This window comes from Pseudomonas avellanae BPIC 631 (assembly GCF_000444135.1).
Lineage (GTDB): Bacteria > Pseudomonadota > Gammaproteobacteria > Pseudomonadales > Pseudomonadaceae > Aquipseudomonas > Aquipseudomonas avellanae.
In genome coordinates this window covers 1-14,118 of sequence record NZ_ATDK01000227.1, presented here as the reverse complement: position 1 = coordinate 14,118, position 14,118 = coordinate 1, and the positions used below count along the sequence as shown (strand labels likewise).

The following is a 14,118-nucleotide window of genomic DNA, read 5'->3' as shown; positions in this document are numbered from 1 at the left end:
CCAACTAACGGAAAATTCAAATCTTATCAATAGCTTAGCTTGCAGGTTATGGGTAACTTATTTCGAAAACAGTACAATAGAATACGCAGAACAAGACCTTCGGGTCTTTCTGTGTTTTTGAGCTTCTCGGCAGCGTAAGCCGCATCCGGATCAGGTTGTTGTGTTTATGTCGATTGCTTCGCGCCTGATGGTCATCTGTGTTGCCGCGTTGCTGGGCGCTTGTGCCAGCGCGCCGCCACCGCCTAAAGCACCCCGGATCGTTCAGCGTCCGGTGGTCACCGCACCCCCTCAGGTTCTTTCTCCGGCTGCCGAAGACGTGCTGTTTCGTGCGTTGGGCCTGGTCGGCACGCCCTATCGCTGGGGCGGCAACACGCCAGACTCCGGTTTCGATTGCAGCGGTCTTATAGGTTATGTCTATCGTGACGCGGCGGGCATTTCCCTGCCACGCTCCACCCGCGAGATGATCGTGATGGGCGTGCCGAATATTCGTCGCGAGCAATTGCAGTCAGGGGACCTGGTATTTTTCGCCACCTCGGGCGGCTCGCAAGTATCCCATGCGGGGATCTACGTCGGCGAAGGCCGCTTCGTGCATGCCCCTGCCACCGGCGGCACCGTCAAACTCGACAGCCTCGACAAGCCTTACTGGCAAAAAGCCTACCTCAACGCCAAGCGCGTGATTCAGCCAGCAAGCCTGGCGCAGATTCGACCGTAGTCTGGTCAAAACTTATCGTGCGACGCTCTGCGTCGCATGCCTTTCAGGACGCTCTGCGTCCTCTTGCGACGCGGAGCGTCGAGAGCTGCATTCCCACGCTGGAGCGTAGAGAACGATCATCTCAACTATCGTGCGGCGCTCCGCGTCAAACCTCTACACTCGGCGTTATTGAGCCGCCTTGGCCGACGTCACGCGCCAGATCTTGTTGCCGACATCATCCGCCACCAGCAAACCGCCGCGCTGATCGTTGACCACGCCGACCGGGCGGCCCATGGCTTTTTCGTCTTTGTTGAAAAAGCCGGTCAGCACGTCAACCGGTGCGCCTTTGGGCTTGCCGCCGCTGAAGGGCACAAACACCACTTTATAGCCGCTGTGCGGTTTGCGGTTCCACGAGCCGTGCTGGCCGATGAACAGGCCTTCGTTGAACGGTGCAGCAAGGGTCTTGCCGTCAGCGAACACCAGGCCCAGTGACGCGGTGTGCGGGCCCACTGCGTAGTCCGGGGCGATGGCCTTGGCGACCAGTGCCGGGTTCTGCGGTTTGACGCGTTCGTCGACGTGCTGGCCGTAGTAGCTGTATGGCCAGCCATAAAAAGCGCCGTCCTGCACCGAGGTCACGTAGTCAGGCACCAGGTCGCTGCCGATCTCGTCACGCTCATTCACTGCCGTCCACAGCTTGCCGGTTTTCGGCTCCCAATCCATCCCGTTCGGGTTGCGCAGGCCGGACGCAAAGATGCGGTGCTTGCCAGTCGCGGCGTCCACTTCCCAGATCGCTGCGCGGCCTTCTTCCTTGTCCATGCCGTTTTCAGCCACGTTGCTGTTGGAGCCGACCGTCACGTAAAGCTTGCTGCCGTCCTTGCTGGCAATGACGTTCTTGGTCCAATGGTGGTTGAGCGTGCCGCCCGGCAGGTCAACCACTTTGGTTGGCTGCGCGCTGATCGAGGTCTGGCCCGCTTCATACGGAAAGCTGATCAGGCGGTCGGTATCGGCCACATAGAGTTTATTGCCCACCAGCGTCATGCCGAATGGCGAATTAAGGTTCTGCAGGAAAACGGTGCGGGTTTCTGCGACGCCATCTTTATCGACATCACGCAGCAAGGTGATGCGGTTGGCGCTCGGTACGCCAGCGCCAGCGCGGCCCATGACTTTTTCCATGACCCAGCCGCGAACACCTTTGGAGTCATCCGGTTTGGCGGGCGAGTTAGTTTCTGCCACCAGTACGTCACCGTTGGGCAGCACATACAGCCAGCGCGGGTGATCCAGCCCTTCAGCGAAGGCAGCCACCTGAGTGCCGGGTGCGGCCACCGGTTTGGCGCCTTTTTCCCAGCCGATGGCAGGCGCGATATTGACGGTCGGGATCAGCGTCTTGTTCGGCTCCGGCAGCTTGGGCGAGGGGCCTGTTCCATCCGAGACTTGCAGGGTCGAAGACTCGCCGCAGGCAGCGAGGCCGCCGGCAACCAGAAGCAGCACTGCATAGTGGGGTCTGAGTGTGAACATGATTAATCTCCATAAACAAAGGCGTGGTCCAGTAACTGATAGAGGCCCTGCAAACCGTCGAGGTTCAATCGTGTTCCCGGGTTGCGCTGTCGATTGACGCTCCCGGTCCAACCCTCTACCCTTCGCGGCTTGTTTCAGGTGCTCTGCAATCCTCGATTGGCAGGGTGAAACAGGGAAGCCGGTGTGGATCGATCGATCCGATCCCGGCGCTGCCCCCGCAACGGTAAATGAGTCAAGGCTGTGCATCGTGCCACTGTGTTTCGACACGGGAAGGCGCGCAGCCGGGGTAACCCGCTCATGAGCCCGGAGACCGGCCTGAACCACTCAATGGCATCACGGAGGGTGATGCTCTGTGCAGGGCGTCGCCGTGCTGTCCAGTGCTGTCCTTCCGTCTGCTTTCGCCTGCCCCGAGCGGAGAGCCAAGATGAACGAATCCCCCGAACGCGACGAACGCCATCTGGCGCGCATGCAGCGCAAAAAAGCCGTGATGGACGAGCGCATTGCCAACTCGCCCAATGAATGCGGCCTGCTGCTGGTACTGACCGGCAATGGCAAGGGCAAGAGCAGTTCCGCCTTCGGCATGCTCGCCCGGGCCATGGGCCACGACATGCAGTGCGGTGTGGTGCAGTTCATCAAGGGCCGCAACAGCACTGGCGAAGAAATGTTCTTCCGACGCTTTCCTGAACAAGTGCGTTATCACGTGATGGGCGAGGGCTTCACCTGGGAGACTCAGGACCGCCAGCGCGACATCGCCGCCGCCGAAGCGGCCTGGGCCGTGTCGCAGGAAATGCTCCGCGACCCAACCATTGGCCTGGTCGTGCTCGACGAACTGAACATCGCCCTCAAGCACGGTTACCTCGACCTTGAACAGGTGCTGACTGACTTGCAGGCGCGCCCGCCGATGCAGCACGTGCTGGTGACTGGCCGTGGTGCCAAACCCGAATTGATCGACCTGGCCGACACGGTTTCCGACATCGGTGTGGTCAAGCATGCGTTCCAGTCCGGTATCCGTGCGCAAAAAGGTATCGAGCTGTGAGCCATTCGTCATGAGAACTGCGTCAATGAGAGCATTCCAATGAGAGCCCCGCGCCACTGCCCGGCGGTATTGATCGCCGCGCCTGCCTCCGGGCAAGGCAAAACCACGGTGACCGCTGCACTGGCACGTCTGCACCGCAATCAGGGCCGCAAGGTCCGGGTGTTCAAGTGCGGGCCGGACTTTCTTGACCCGATGATCCTCGAGCGGGCCAGCGGCGCGCCGGTCTATCAACTGGACATGTGGATGGTGGGTGCCGATGAAAGCCGCCGGCTGTTGTGGGAAGCCGCCGATGAAGCGGACCTGATCCTCATCGAAGGCGTCATGGGGCTGTTCGACGGCACGCCATCCAGCGCTGATCTGGCGCGTCACTTCGGCGTGCCGGTGCTGGGCGTGATCGACGGCACCGCGATGGCGCAGACCTTCGGCGCGTTGGCGCTGGGGCTGGCGCGCTATCAGCCAGACCTGCCGTTTGCCGGGGTATTGGCCAACCGCGTCGGCACAGTGCGCCACGCGCAGTTGCTGGAAAACAGCCTGACCGAAGGCCTGCGTTGGTACGGCGCCTTGTCGCGTGAAGTCGGTTTCGAGTTGCCTAGCCGTCATCTGGGCTTGGTGCAGGCCAGTGAACTCAACGACCTGGACCTGCGTCTGGACATGGCCGCCGCCGCGCTTGCCAGCACCTGCGAAGTGGCGTTGCCGCCTGCGGTGACGTTCACCGCGCCCGATCCGGTCGAGGTCGAGCCGTTGCTCAGTGGTGTGCGCATTGCTATTGCCCGCGACGAGGCCTTTGCCTTCCTGTATGGCGCGAGCCTGGACCTGCTGCGCAACATGGGCGCAGAGCTGAGTTTCTTCTCGCCGATCCATGACAGCCAGCTCCCCGACGCCGACAGCCTGTACCTGCCGGGCGGCTACCCGGAGCTGCATCACCTTGCGCTGGCGGCCAACACCTCGATGCAGGCCGCGATCAGGGCTCACCACAACGCTGGCAAACCGATGCTCGCCGAATGCGGCGGCATGCTTTACCTGCTTGATGCCTTGACCGACGTGGAAGGCGTGCGCGCCGAACTGGTCGGGCTGCTCGCCGGTGAAGCGGTCATGCAGAAGCGTCTGGCGGCGCTGGCCCTGCAAGCGGTCGAGCTGCCCGAAGGCACGCTGCACGGTCACACTTATCACCATTCGCTGACCAGCACCGAGTTGCAGCCGATTGCCCGTGGCGTCAGCCCCAATGGCGGGCGGGGGGCTGAGGCGGTCTATCGCATCGGGCGTTTGACCGCCTCCTACGTGCACTTCTATTTTCCGTCCTGCCCGCAGGCGATTGCGGCGTTGTTCAAGCCATGACCGAACACGCCTTCAGCGCTGAAGAACGGGCTGCCGTGTACCGCGCCATCGCCGAGCGCCGTGACATGCGCCATTTCAGCGGCGGAACGGTTGCGCCCGAGCTACTGGCGCGCTTGCTGGAAGCAGCGCATCAAGCGCCCAGTGTCGGCTTGATGCAGCCGTGGCGTTTCATCCGCATCAGTGACCCGGCATTGCGCAGCAAGATGCAGGCGCAGGTGGAAGAAGAGCGCATCCGCACCGCCGAGGCGTTGGGCGAGCGCACTGACGCGTTCATGAAGCTCAAGGTCGAAGGCATCAATGACTGTGCAGAAGTGCTGGTCGCGGCGCTGATGGAAGGCCGTGAGCAGCATATCTTTGGCCGTCGCACCTTGCCGGAAATGGACATGGCCTCGTTGTCCTGCGCCATCCAGAACCTCTGGCTGGCCTCGCGTGCCGAAGGGCTGGGCATGGGCTGGGTGTCGCTGTTCGACCCGGGCGCGCTGGCCGGGTTGCTGAACATGCCCGAGGGCGCCAAGCCGCTGGCGATCATCTGCCTGGGGCCGGTGAGCGCATTTTATCCTGCACCGATGCTGGTCATGGAAGGCTGGGCGCAGGCGCGTCCGCTGCATGAACTGCTGTATGAGAATCAATGGGGAGTGAGTCAATGAGTGTGGCGCTGTTGAGCGTCGCCGGTGTGGCGCTGGATGCGTTGCTCGGTGAGCCGAAACGCTGGCATCCACTGGTGGCGTTCGGAGGCTTTGCCAACCGGGTCGAGCAACGTTTCAACAGCGGCGGGCGTGGCTGGCGCAGTCATGGCGTCACTGCCTGGGTGATCAGCGTCGTACCGTTGACGCTGCTGGCCACGCTGTTGAGCTGGTTGCCTTACATCGGCTGGCTGTTCGAGATTCTGGCGCTGTACTGCGCGCTGGGCATGCGCAGCCTGGGTGAGCACGTGCAGCCGGTGGCGCAGGCGTTGCGCGCCGATGATCTGGACGAGGCGCGGCAGCGGGTCGGTTATCTGGTCAGTCGCCAGACCAGCGAGCTGGACGCCACCGAGGTTGCCCGCGCCGCCACCGAGTCGGTGCTGGAGAACGGCAGCGATGCGGTGTTCGCCGCCTTGTTCTGGTTTGTCGTAGCCGGTGCGCCCGGCGTGGTGCTGTACCGGCTGAGCAACACGCTGGACGCCATGTGGGGCTATCGTAACGAGCGTTTCGAGCGTTTTGGCTGGGCAGCGGCGAAAATCGACGACCTGCTCAACTATATTCCTGCACGCCTGGTGGCGCTGACCTACGCCTTATTGGGCAAAACCCGACTGGCGTTGCGCTGCTGGCGCACTCAAGGGCCAACCTGGGACAGCCCCAACGCAGGCCCGGTGATGGCCGCTGGCGCAGGCGCGCTCGGCGTCGAACTGGGCGGCGCGGCCATTTATCACGGCGAACTGCATGAACGTCCGCAACTGGGCGAGGGTGCTGCCGCCGATGCAGACTCGATCGATCGCGGCTGGCAACTGGTGCAGCGCGGCGTCTGGTTGTGGCTGCTGGTCATCTGCGTGACGGCAGAATTCTATGCTTGAGCACGGCGGGCGGCTGCGCGCGGCGGCGCAGCATTACGGTATCGATCAGGCCGACTGGCTGGACCTGTCCACCGGCATCGCGCCCTGGCCGTGGCCATTCCCCGACATTCCGATGCGCGCCTGGGCGCGGCTGCCCGAGACCGACGACGGTCTGGAAGCGGCGGCCTGTGCTTATTACGGTGTGCCTCAGTTGTTACCGGTGTCCGGTTCGCAAGCCGCGATTCAGGCGCTGCCACGGGTGCGCAGCGGCGGGCGGGTCGGCGTGTTGTCGCCGTGCTATGCCGAGCACGCGCATGCCTGGCGCAAAAGCGGTTATGTCGTGCGTGAGGTAGGCGAGCAGGAGGTCGAGTATTTTCTCGACAGCCTCGACGTACTGGTGGTGGTCAACCCCAACAACCCGACCGGCCTGCACCTGAGCACCGAGCGCCTGCTGGAATGGCATGCGCGACTGGCCGAGCGCGGTGGCTGGCTGGTGGTGGATGAAGCGTTCATGGACAACACGCCGGGCCTGAGCCTGGCGGCCGAGACCTGGCGCATCGGGCTGATTGTGCTGCGTTCGTTCGGCAAGTTTTTCGGCCTGGCCGGGGTTCGGCTGGGTTTCGTGCTGGCTGAGCCGGTCTTGCTGAAAATGCTCGCGCAGGAGATCGGCCCGTGGTCGGTCAGCGGTCCGACCCGGATCATCGGCCAGGCCTGCCTGAGCGATCTGCCTGGGCAGGCCCTGCAGCGCGCGCGCAGTGATCAGGCCCGGGACCGGCTGGTGGCATTGCTTGATCACTATGGCCTGACGCCGGATGGCGGCTGCGCGCTGTTTCAATGGTTGGTGACTGCCGAAGCGCAGTCGCTTTACGCGTTCTGTGCACAACGCGGCGTCCTGTTGCGCCTGTTCGTGGGTGACACGCCCGAGTCCGGCAGCCTGCGTTTCGGCCTGCCCCGCGACGAGGCTGACTGGCAGCGTCTGCACAACGTTCTGCTCGAATACCGCAAGGAATACCCATGACCACGCTGATGGTACAAGGCACCACCTCCGACGCCGGTAAAAGTACCTTGGTGACGGCATTGTGCCGCTGGCTGACCCGCCAGGGCGTAAAAGTCGTGCCGTTCAAGCCGCAGAACATGGCGCTCAACAGCGCGGTGACGGCGGACGGCGGCGAGATCGGTCGGGCGCAGGCCGTGCAGGCGCAGGCGTGCTTCCTGGCGCCGCACACCGACATGAACCCGGTGCTGCTCAAGCCCAACAGCGACACCGGCGCGCAGGTCATTATTCATGGCCGCGCCGTCACCACCATGAACGCGGTGGCCTACCACGGCTATAAAGAGATCGCCATGCAGGCGGTGCTGGAGTCGCATCGTCGGTTGAGCGAAAGCTACCCGGTGATCATGGTCGAAGGCGCGGGGTCGCCTGCTGAAATCAACCTGCGCGCCAATGACATCGCCAACATGGGCTTTGCCGAGGCGGTGGACTGCCCGGTGTTGCTGATTGCCGACATCAATCGTGGCGGCGTGTTTGCTCATCTGGTCGGCACGCTGGAGCTGCTGTCGCCCAGTGAACAGGCACGCGTCAAAGGCTTCATCATCAACCGTTTTCGCGGCGACATCGCCTTGCTGCAACCGGGGCTTGACTGGCTTGAAGCGCGCACCGGCAAACCGGTGGTCGGCGTGCTGCCCTATGTGATGGACCTGCACCTGGAGGCCGAAGACGGCCTTGATCAGCGCCAGACCGATAAGGTCGAGCAGGTGCTGAATGTGGTCGTGCCGGTGCTGCCGCGCATCAGTAATCACACTGATTTCGACCCGCTGCGCCTGCACCCGCAGGTCAACCTGCAATTCATCGGCCCAGGCCAGAGCATTCCGCCTGCCGACCTGATTATCCTGCCCGGCTCGAAAAGCGTGCGCAGCGACCTGAACTACCTGCGCGCCAACGGCTGGGACACGGCCATCGACCGGCACTTGCGCTACGGCGGCAAGCTGGTGGGCATCTGCGGCGGTTTGCAAATGCTCGGCGAGCACCTGCACGACCCGCTGGGGCTGGAAGGCGCGGCGGGTTCCAGTGCCGGTCTGGGCCTGTTGGCGATGAGCACGGTGCTGGAAACCGAAAAACAATTACGCAACGTCCGCGGACACCTGACGCTGGAAGATGCAGAAGTCAGCGGCTATGAAATTCATGCCGGCGTGACCACGGGCGCTGCGCTGGAGCAGGCTGCTGTTCAACTGGACGATGGCCGTTGCGACGGCGCGCAGAGTGCCGACGGACAGATTCTCGGCACTTACCTGCATGGCCTGTTCGAGTCGCCCGCCGCTTGCAGCGCCTTATTACGCTGGGCGGGGCTGGAGAACGTCCAGTCAGTGGATTATCACGCATTGCGCGAGCGCGACATCGAGCGGCTGGCGGACCTGGTGGAAAAGCACCTGGACGGCACGTTGCTCCGTGAACTGTGCGGCCTGGAGGCGAGCTGAATGCTGCAACTGATACTGGGTGGCGCGCGGTCTGGCAAGAGTCGGCTGGCGGAGAAGCTGGCGGCGGACTCGGCACTGAGTGTGATCTATATCGCCACCAGCCAGCCCCTTGATGGCGAGATGAATCAGCGTGTTGCCAGCCATCGCGCCCGTCGCCCCGATCATTGGGGGCTGGTCGAAGAACCTGTCGAACTGGCGCGGGTGCTGCGCGAAAACGCTGCGCCCGACCGCTGCCTGCTGGTCGATTGCCTGACCCTGTGGCTGACCAATCTGCTGATGCTCGACAACCCCGAGCGTCTGATTCAGGAGCGTGAAGCGCTGCTCGACTGCCTGGCGCAATTGCCGGGTGAAATCATTTTTGTCAGCAACGAAACCGGGCTTGGTGTTGTGCCGCTCGGTGAGCTGACGCGCCGCTACGTCGACGAAGCCGGCCTGTTGCATCAGGCGCTGGCCGAGCGTTGCCAGCGTGTCGTATTAACCGTTGCTGGTCTGCCCCTGACATTAAAAGGAACCGCGCTATGAGTAATTCCTGGTGGCTCAAGCCTGCACAGGCCATTGACGTACCGATGCGCGAAGCGGCACTGGCGCGTCAGCAGCAACTGACCAAGCCCGCCGGTTCGCTGGCACAACTGGAGCGGTTGGCGGTGCAGCTTGCCGGGCTGCAAGGGCGCGAGCGTCCGGCTGCCGACAAACTGTGGATCGCAATCTTTGCCGGCGACCATGGCGTGGTCGCGGAAGGTGTGTCGGCTTACCCACAGGAAGTCACCGGGCAGATGCTGCATAACTTCGTCAACGGCGGCGCAGCCATCAGCGTGCTGGCGCGGCAGCTTTCGGCGCAACTGGACGTGGTGGATCTGGGCACAGTGTCGCCGATGGATTTGCCCGGTGTACGCCATTTGCGTATTGGCGCTGGCACGGCCAACTTTGTCAACGGGCCAGCCATGACGGTCGAGCAGGGCCTTGCTGCCTTGCAGGCCGGGCGTGACAGCGTGTTGCGCGCCAAGGCGGTCGGCACCGAGCTGTTCATCGGCGGTGAAATGGGCATTGGTAACACCGCTGCGGCCAGCGCTGTGGCCTGCTCGGTGCTGGAATGTGCCGCGCCGTTGCTGGTCGGCCCCGGCACCGGGCTGAACGCCGAAGGCATTGTGCACAAGACCCGAGTCATCGAGCGCGCCCTGGCGTTGCATGCCGAACAGGCGGGCGACCCGTTGCAGAGCCTGTTCTGCCTGGGCGGTTTCGAGATCGCTGCATTGACCGGCGCTTATCTGGCCTGCGCGCAGGAAGGCATCGTGGCAATGGTCGATGGCTTCATCTGCAGCGTGGCCGCACTGGTGGCGGTGCGCTTGAACCCATCCTGCCGCGACTGGTTGCTGTTTGGTCATCGCGGTGCCGAGCCTGGGCATCGGCACTTGCTGGAAACCCTGCAGGCCAAACCGCTGCTTGACCTGGGTCTGCGCCTGGGCGAGGGCAGCGGTGCGGCACTGGCCGTGCCGCTGGTGCGGCTGGCCTGCGAGCTGCACAACGGCATGGCGACGTTTGCCGAAGCCGCCGTGGCAGATCGCCCGGCATGAGCTTGCGTCTGGACCTGCTGCGCCACGGTGAAACCGAACTGGGCGGCGGCCTGCGCGGCAGCCTGGATGATGCGCTGACGGACCTGGGCTGGCAGCAGATGCGTTCGGCTGTCATTGACGGCGGCCCCTGGGACCGGATTGTCAGCTCGCCGTTGCAGCGCTGCGCACGGTTTTCCGAAGAACTGGCGCAACGCCTGTCATTGCCCTTGCAACTGGAGCCGGGTTTGCAAGAGCTGCATTTCGGTGACTGGGAAGGCCACAGCCCTGCGCAACTGATGGACACCGATGCAGAAGGTCTGGGGTTGTTCTGGGCTGACCCGTATACGTTCACGCCGCCCAATGGCGAGCCGGTGATCGATTTTTCAGCGCGGGTTTTGGATGCCGTACAGCGATTGCATCAGACGTATGACGGTGAACGCGTTCTGGTGGTCAGTCACGGTGGCGTCATGCGCCTGTTGCTGGCTCAGGCGCGCGGCTTGCCGCGTGAGCAGTTGTTGCAGGTGGTGGTCGGCCACGGCGAGCTGCTGTCGGTTCAGGTCGCCGCTGGCGGTCTGCTCACGGAGGTCTGACACACATGTTGCCCTTCTGGATCGCCCTGCAATTTCTTGGCAGCCTGCCCATCCGTCTGCCCGGCATGCCGCGCCCCGAAGAGCTGGGCCGCTCGCTGTTGTTCTATCCGCTGGTGGGCGTGGTGTTTGGCACGTTGTTGCTGGGTTTCAACGCACTGCTCAGCGGAGCGCCGCTGATGCTGCATGCCGCGCTGCTGCTCAGTGCCTGGGTGCTGCTCAGCGGTGGTTTGCACCTGGACGGCCTGGCCGACAGTGCCGATGCCTGGCTGGGCGGCTTCGGTGATCGCGAACGCACACTGAACATCATGAAAGACCCACGCAGCGGGCCTATTGCCGTGGTCACGCTGGTAATGGTGTTGCTGCTCAAGTTTGCCGCCATTGTTGCGCTGATCGAAAGCCACAACAGCATCGGGTTACTGCTGGCACCGCTGATCGGGCGCAGCGCAATGCTCGCCTTGTTTCTCGGCACGCCCTATGTGCGTTCCGGCGGGTTGGGGCAGGCGCTAGCCGATCATCTGCCACGCAGCCTCGGGCGCAAGGTTTTGCTGGTCAGTTCGGTCGCGTGTGTGGTGCTGGCCGGTGGGTCTGGAATAGCGGCGCTGCTGGTCTGCGCGGTGTGTTTCTACGGTTTGCGACAGATGATGATGCGCCGTCTGGGCGGCAGTACGGGCGACACGGCCGGGGCGTTGCTCGAGTTGTTGGAGTTGGCAGTAGTACTGACCCTGGCATTGCTTTAACAGCCTTGCCAATGCGTTGTTGACAGTTTTTACCGGCAGCGCGTAGCTTCGCGGCTCTTATGTAAAACCATGTAACACAACGTGCAGGGAGCTCACCATGACATCGATCTGGCGTACCAGCGGCTGGATTCTGCTGGGCAGTGCGTTGATCCTGGCGTTATCGCTGGGCACACGGCACGGCTTCGGGCTGTTTCTGGCGCCCATGAGCGCGGATTTCGGCTGGGGGCGTGAGGTCTTTGCGTTTGCCATCGCCTTGCAAAACCTGATGTGGGGTCTGGCGCAGCCATTTGCCGGTGCGCTGGCGGACCGCTTTGGCGCGGCAAAAGTCGTCTTCGTCGGCGGCATCCTTTATGCCGTGGGGCTGTTGTGCATGAGCATGGCTGATTCGCCCCTCAGCCTTTCATTGAGTGCCGGGTTGTTGATCGGCATTGGCCTGTCCGGCACCTCGTTCTCGGTCATCCTCGGTGTGGTAGGGCGTGCGCTGCCTGCCGAGAAACGCAGCATGGGCATGGGCATTGCCAGCGCGGCGGGCTCGTTCGGTCAGTTCGCCATGCTGCCTGGCACCCTGGGGCTGATCAGTTGGCTGGGCTGGTCCGGCGCCTTGTTGGTGCTGGGGGTGATGGTTGCGTTGATTCTGCCACTGGTGGGCATGCTCAAGGACACGCCGAGTGTTTCTACCGGCGTCGAACTGACCCTCGGCGAGGCACTGCGTGAAGCCTGCTCGCATACGGGTTTCTGGCTGCTGGCGTTGGGCTTTTTTGTCTGCGGCTTTCAGGTGGTGTTCATTGGTGTGCATCTGCCCGCCTATCTGGTGGACCAGCACTTGCCCGCCAAGGTCGGCACCACGGTGCTGGCGTTGATCGGGCTGTTCAATATCTTCGGCACTTACACCGCAGGCTGGCTAGGCGGGCGCATGTCCAAACCTCGGCTGTTGACTGCGCTTTACCTGCTGCGTGCGGTGGTGATCGTGTTGTTTATCTCGATCCCGCTCAGTCAGACCACGGCCTATCTGTTCGGCGTAGCGATGGGGCTGCTGTGGCTGTCCACCGTACCTTTGACCAACGGCACGGTGGCGACGCTGTTCGGCGTGCGCAACCTGTCGATGCTGGGCGGCATCGTTTTCCTGTTTCACCAACTGGGCGCGTTTCTGGGTGGCTGGCTGGGCGGTCTGGTCTACGACCGTACCGGCAGCTACGACCTGATCTGGCAGGTATCAGTGCTGCTGAGCCTGCTGGCGGCTGCGTTGAACTGGCCAGTGCGCGAACGCCCGGTGGCCAGATTGCAGGCGCAGGGCGGTCTGGCATGAGCGGGCGCTGGCCATTGCTGTCTGCCGTGCTGACCGGCGTGGCGCTGCTGGGGCTGGTCTGGTGGGCCTGGCAACAGGTCGGGCTGGCCGCATTGCAACTGGGCCTTGGCGCTTGCTAGGCAGACGGCGTTGCTTGGGGTAGCGTGTCGGCAGACAACAATACTCTTCAGGGACGCCATGATGAAAATTCGCTTTGTTTCGATCCCTCTTCTGCTGCTGGCGATGAGCGGCGCAGCAATGGCCGCCGACTGCCCGCCGTTGTTGCAAGGGGAACTGCCCAAGCTGCGCGCCAAGGAAAACATCGACCTGTGCAAACGCTTCGCCGGCAAGCCGCTGGTGGTGGTCAACACCGCCAGCTTCTGCGGCTTTGCCCCGCAGTTCAAAGGGCTTGAAGAACTGAGCCAGCGCTACAAAGGGCAGGGCCTCGAAGTGCTTGGCGTGCCGTCCAACGACTTCAAACAAGAGGCCAAGGACGGCGAGGAGACCGCCAAAGTCTGCTACGTCAACTACGGCGTGACCTTCACCATGACCGAGCCACAAGCCGTGCGTGGTGACGATGCGACCCACCTGTTCAAAGTACTGGCCGAACAAAGCAGCGCACCACGCTGGAACTTCTACAAATACGTGGTCGACCGCCAAGGCAAGGTTGTCGCCAACTTCTCCAGCATGACCAAACCGGATGATCCAGAGCTGATTGCGGCTATTGAAAAGGCGATTGCGTCGAAGCCGTAGTGGGTGTTGAGGGTATGAACACGGTGGCATGTCATGCCCGTAATCGCCGCCCATAAACGAAAGCGCTTTTTTACCGCGATGGCACAGGCGACGCAGTGACGCGCAGCGCCACGCAGAGGACGCAGAGCGTCCAGAACGGCATGCGACGCGGAGCGTCGCACGATAGTTGAAAGAAAGTGCTTTTTTATCGCGGTGGCACTGACGACGCAGAGTGCGACGTAAGTGACGGCTGAGTCTTGTCGCTGATCCGTGGGATGCGAGGCAGGACGCCGAGCAAGCCGTACCGGGGCCAAGGATGGCCCGTTGCAGCGGCCCCCGGATCAGTGACAGGACGAAGTCGGGCCGGAAACGGAGCGGGGACTTTGCCTACTTTGGTCCCTCAAAGTAGGGCGCCGAGAGGCGAAAAGGTGACTTGAGTCGTAAACAAGCATCACTGACATCGCAAAACCGTTGTGTGACGCGAAGCGCCACAAAGAGGACGCAGAGCGTCCAGAACTGCATGCCGAAGCGGAGCATCGTACGATAGTTGAAAGAAAGCGCTTTTTTATCGCGGTGGCACTGACGACGCAGATTGCGACGTAAGTGACGGCTGAGCCCTGACACTGATCCGGGGGATGCGA

At 62.9% G+C, this 14,118-nt stretch carries 16 protein-coding genes, 1 pseudogene and 1 riboswitch; of the genes and pseudogenes, 14 read left to right on the top strand and 3 right to left on the bottom strand.

The genetic code is table 11. The features are described from left to right. The first annotated feature begins 166 nt into the window (after positions 1–166). Entirely contained in the window at positions 167–712 is a 546-nt protein-coding gene (locus tag DW49_RS0110700; protein ID WP_005616395.1) for a C40 family peptidase, read from the top strand. 165 nt (positions 713–877) lie between these two features. Here DW49_RS0110700 and DW49_RS0110695 read toward each other — a convergent pair whose 3' ends face one another. Next, the gene (locus tag DW49_RS0110695; RefSeq protein WP_005616400.1) at positions 878–2,206 is read right to left on the bottom strand and encodes a PQQ-dependent sugar dehydrogenase; all 1,329 of its coding nucleotides are present in this window, start codon (positions 2,204–2,206) and stop codon (positions 878–880) included. A gap of 119 nt (positions 2,207–2,325) precedes the next feature. After that, positions 2,326–2,539, top strand: a riboswitch (cobalamin riboswitch). Between the two features lie 91 nt (positions 2,540–2,630). Between DW49_RS0110695 and cobO the strand changes: the two genes are divergently transcribed. From cobO to DW49_RS1000000133910, 12 genes are all read left to right on the top strand, one after another. Beyond that, complete coding sequence (gene cobO / locus DW49_RS0110690) at positions 2,631–3,242, top strand: cob(I)yrinic acid a,c-diamide adenosyltransferase (RefSeq protein ID WP_005616403.1); 612 nt, start codon at positions 2,631–2,633, stop codon at positions 3,240–3,242. Positions 3,243–3,281: 39 nt separating this feature from the next. After that, the gene (locus DW49_RS0110685) at positions 3,282–4,577 is read left to right on the top strand and encodes a cobyrinic acid a,c-diamide synthase CobB (protein ID WP_005616405.1); all 1,296 of its coding nucleotides are present in this window, start codon (positions 3,282–3,284) and stop codon (positions 4,575–4,577) included. Then, complete coding sequence (gene bluB / locus DW49_RS0110680) at positions 4,574–5,224, top strand: 5,6-dimethylbenzimidazole synthase (protein ID WP_005616406.1); 651 nt, start codon at positions 4,574–4,576, stop codon at positions 5,222–5,224. Before DW49_RS0110685 ends, bluB begins: the two co-directional genes overlap by 4 nt. After that, the gene (gene cbiB / locus DW49_RS0110675) at positions 5,221–6,129 is read left to right on the top strand and encodes an adenosylcobinamide-phosphate synthase CbiB (protein WP_024420392.1); all 909 of its coding nucleotides are present in this window, start codon (positions 5,221–5,223) and stop codon (positions 6,127–6,129) included. The genes bluB and cbiB overlap by 4 nt, the downstream gene beginning before the upstream one ends. Next, positions 6,122–7,126 (top strand): threonine-phosphate decarboxylase CobD, encoded by a 1,005-nt coding sequence (gene cobD, locus DW49_RS0110670; RefSeq protein ID WP_005616409.1) that lies wholly within the window; start codon positions 6,122–6,124, stop codon positions 7,124–7,126. The genes cbiB and cobD overlap by 8 nt, the downstream gene beginning before the upstream one ends. Beyond that, a complete protein-coding gene (locus DW49_RS0110665) occupies positions 7,123–8,583 on the top strand; it encodes a cobyric acid synthase (RefSeq protein WP_005616411.1) in 1,461 nt (486 codons plus the stop codon). The genes cobD and DW49_RS0110665 overlap by 4 nt, the downstream gene beginning before the upstream one ends. After that, complete coding sequence (cobU, locus tag DW49_RS0110660; protein WP_005616414.1) at positions 8,584–9,105, top strand: bifunctional adenosylcobinamide kinase/adenosylcobinamide-phosphate guanylyltransferase; 522 nt, start codon at positions 8,584–8,586, stop codon at positions 9,103–9,105. After that, on the top strand, positions 9,102–10,154 hold the full coding sequence (cobT, locus tag DW49_RS0110655) for a nicotinate-nucleotide--dimethylbenzimidazole phosphoribosyltransferase (RefSeq protein ID WP_005616416.1): 1,053 nt from the start codon (positions 9,102–9,104) through the stop codon (positions 10,152–10,154). The genes cobU and cobT overlap by 4 nt, the downstream gene beginning before the upstream one ends. Then, positions 10,151–10,723 (top strand): alpha-ribazole phosphatase family protein, encoded by a 573-nt coding sequence (gene cobC / locus DW49_RS0110650; protein WP_005616419.1) that lies wholly within the window; start codon positions 10,151–10,153, stop codon positions 10,721–10,723. Before cobT ends, cobC begins: the two co-directional genes overlap by 4 nt. A gap of 5 nt (positions 10,724–10,728) precedes the next feature. Continuing rightward, the gene (locus tag DW49_RS0110645; protein WP_005616420.1) at positions 10,729–11,460 is read left to right on the top strand and encodes an adenosylcobinamide-GDP ribazoletransferase; all 732 of its coding nucleotides are present in this window, start codon (positions 10,729–10,731) and stop codon (positions 11,458–11,460) included. Positions 11,461–11,557: 97 nt separating this feature from the next. Further along, positions 11,558–12,766: an MFS transporter gene (locus tag DW49_RS0110640; protein WP_005616422.1), complete on the top strand. Its 1,209-nt coding sequence runs from the start codon at positions 11,558–11,560 to the stop codon at positions 12,764–12,766. Continuing rightward, positions 12,763–12,885, top strand: a complete 123-nt coding sequence (locus DW49_RS1000000133910) for a hypothetical protein (protein WP_005738988.1) — start codon at positions 12,763–12,765, stop codon at positions 12,883–12,885. Before DW49_RS0110640 ends, DW49_RS1000000133910 begins: the two co-directional genes overlap by 4 nt. Here the strand turns inward: DW49_RS1000000133910 and DW49_RS1000000134215 are convergent. Next, a pseudogene (locus DW49_RS1000000134215) lies at positions 12,882–12,932 on the bottom strand (LEPR-XLL domain-containing protein); the annotation flags it as partial. The gene DW49_RS1000000133910 and the pseudogene DW49_RS1000000134215 overlap by 4 nt on opposite strands. 14 nt (positions 12,933–12,946) lie before the next feature. Here DW49_RS1000000134215 and DW49_RS0110630 point away from each other — a divergent pair. Beyond that, positions 12,947–13,498 carry a glutathione peroxidase gene (locus DW49_RS0110630; protein WP_019332714.1) on the top strand — a complete coding sequence of 184 codons (552 nt, stop codon included), beginning with the start codon at positions 12,947–12,949 and terminating at the stop codon, positions 13,496–13,498. A 366-nt stretch (positions 13,499–13,864) separates the two neighbouring features. Here the strand turns inward: DW49_RS0110630 and DW49_RS1000000133350 are convergent. Then, the coding region (locus tag DW49_RS1000000133350) for a hypothetical protein (RefSeq protein ID WP_152522399.1) at positions 13,865–14,118 on the bottom strand (254 nt) is incomplete at its 5' end.

Bases quoted from the DNA above. Each gene is read 5' to 3' on its own strand.
- DW49_RS0110700 (WP_005616395.1), top strand. From the start codon at position 167: ATGTCGATTGCTTCGCGCCTGATGGTCATCTGTGTTGCCGCGTTGCTG.
- DW49_RS0110695 (WP_005616400.1), bottom strand. From the start codon at position 2,206: ATGTTCACACTCAGACCCCACTATGCAGTGCTGCTTCTGGTTGCCGGC.
- cobO (WP_005616403.1), top strand. From the start codon at position 2,631: ATGAACGAATCCCCCGAACGCGACGAACGCCATCTGGCGCGCATGCAG.
- DW49_RS0110685 (WP_005616405.1), top strand. From the start codon at position 3,282: ATGAGAGCCCCGCGCCACTGCCCGGCGGTATTGATCGCCGCGCCTGCC.
- bluB (WP_005616406.1), top strand. From the start codon at position 4,574: ATGACCGAACACGCCTTCAGCGCTGAAGAACGGGCTGCCGTGTACCGC.
- cbiB (WP_024420392.1), top strand. From the start codon at position 5,221: ATGAGTGTGGCGCTGTTGAGCGTCGCCGGTGTGGCGCTGGATGCGTTG.
- cobD (WP_005616409.1), top strand. From the start codon at position 6,122: ATGCTTGAGCACGGCGGGCGGCTGCGCGCGGCGGCGCAGCATTACGGT.
- DW49_RS0110665 (WP_005616411.1), top strand. From the start codon at position 7,123: ATGACCACGCTGATGGTACAAGGCACCACCTCCGACGCCGGTAAAAGT.
- cobU (WP_005616414.1), top strand. From the start codon at position 8,584: ATGCTGCAACTGATACTGGGTGGCGCGCGGTCTGGCAAGAGTCGGCTG.
- cobT (WP_005616416.1), top strand. From the start codon at position 9,102: ATGAGTAATTCCTGGTGGCTCAAGCCTGCACAGGCCATTGACGTACCG.
- cobC (WP_005616419.1), top strand. From the start codon at position 10,151: ATGAGCTTGCGTCTGGACCTGCTGCGCCACGGTGAAACCGAACTGGGC.
- DW49_RS0110645 (WP_005616420.1), top strand. From the start codon at position 10,729: ATGTTGCCCTTCTGGATCGCCCTGCAATTTCTTGGCAGCCTGCCCATC.
- DW49_RS0110640 (WP_005616422.1), top strand. From the start codon at position 11,558: ATGACATCGATCTGGCGTACCAGCGGCTGGATTCTGCTGGGCAGTGCG.
- DW49_RS1000000133910 (WP_005738988.1), top strand. From the start codon at position 12,763: ATGAGCGGGCGCTGGCCATTGCTGTCTGCCGTGCTGACCGGCGTGGCG.
- DW49_RS0110630 (WP_019332714.1), top strand. From the start codon at position 12,947: ATGAAAATTCGCTTTGTTTCGATCCCTCTTCTGCTGCTGGCGATGAGC.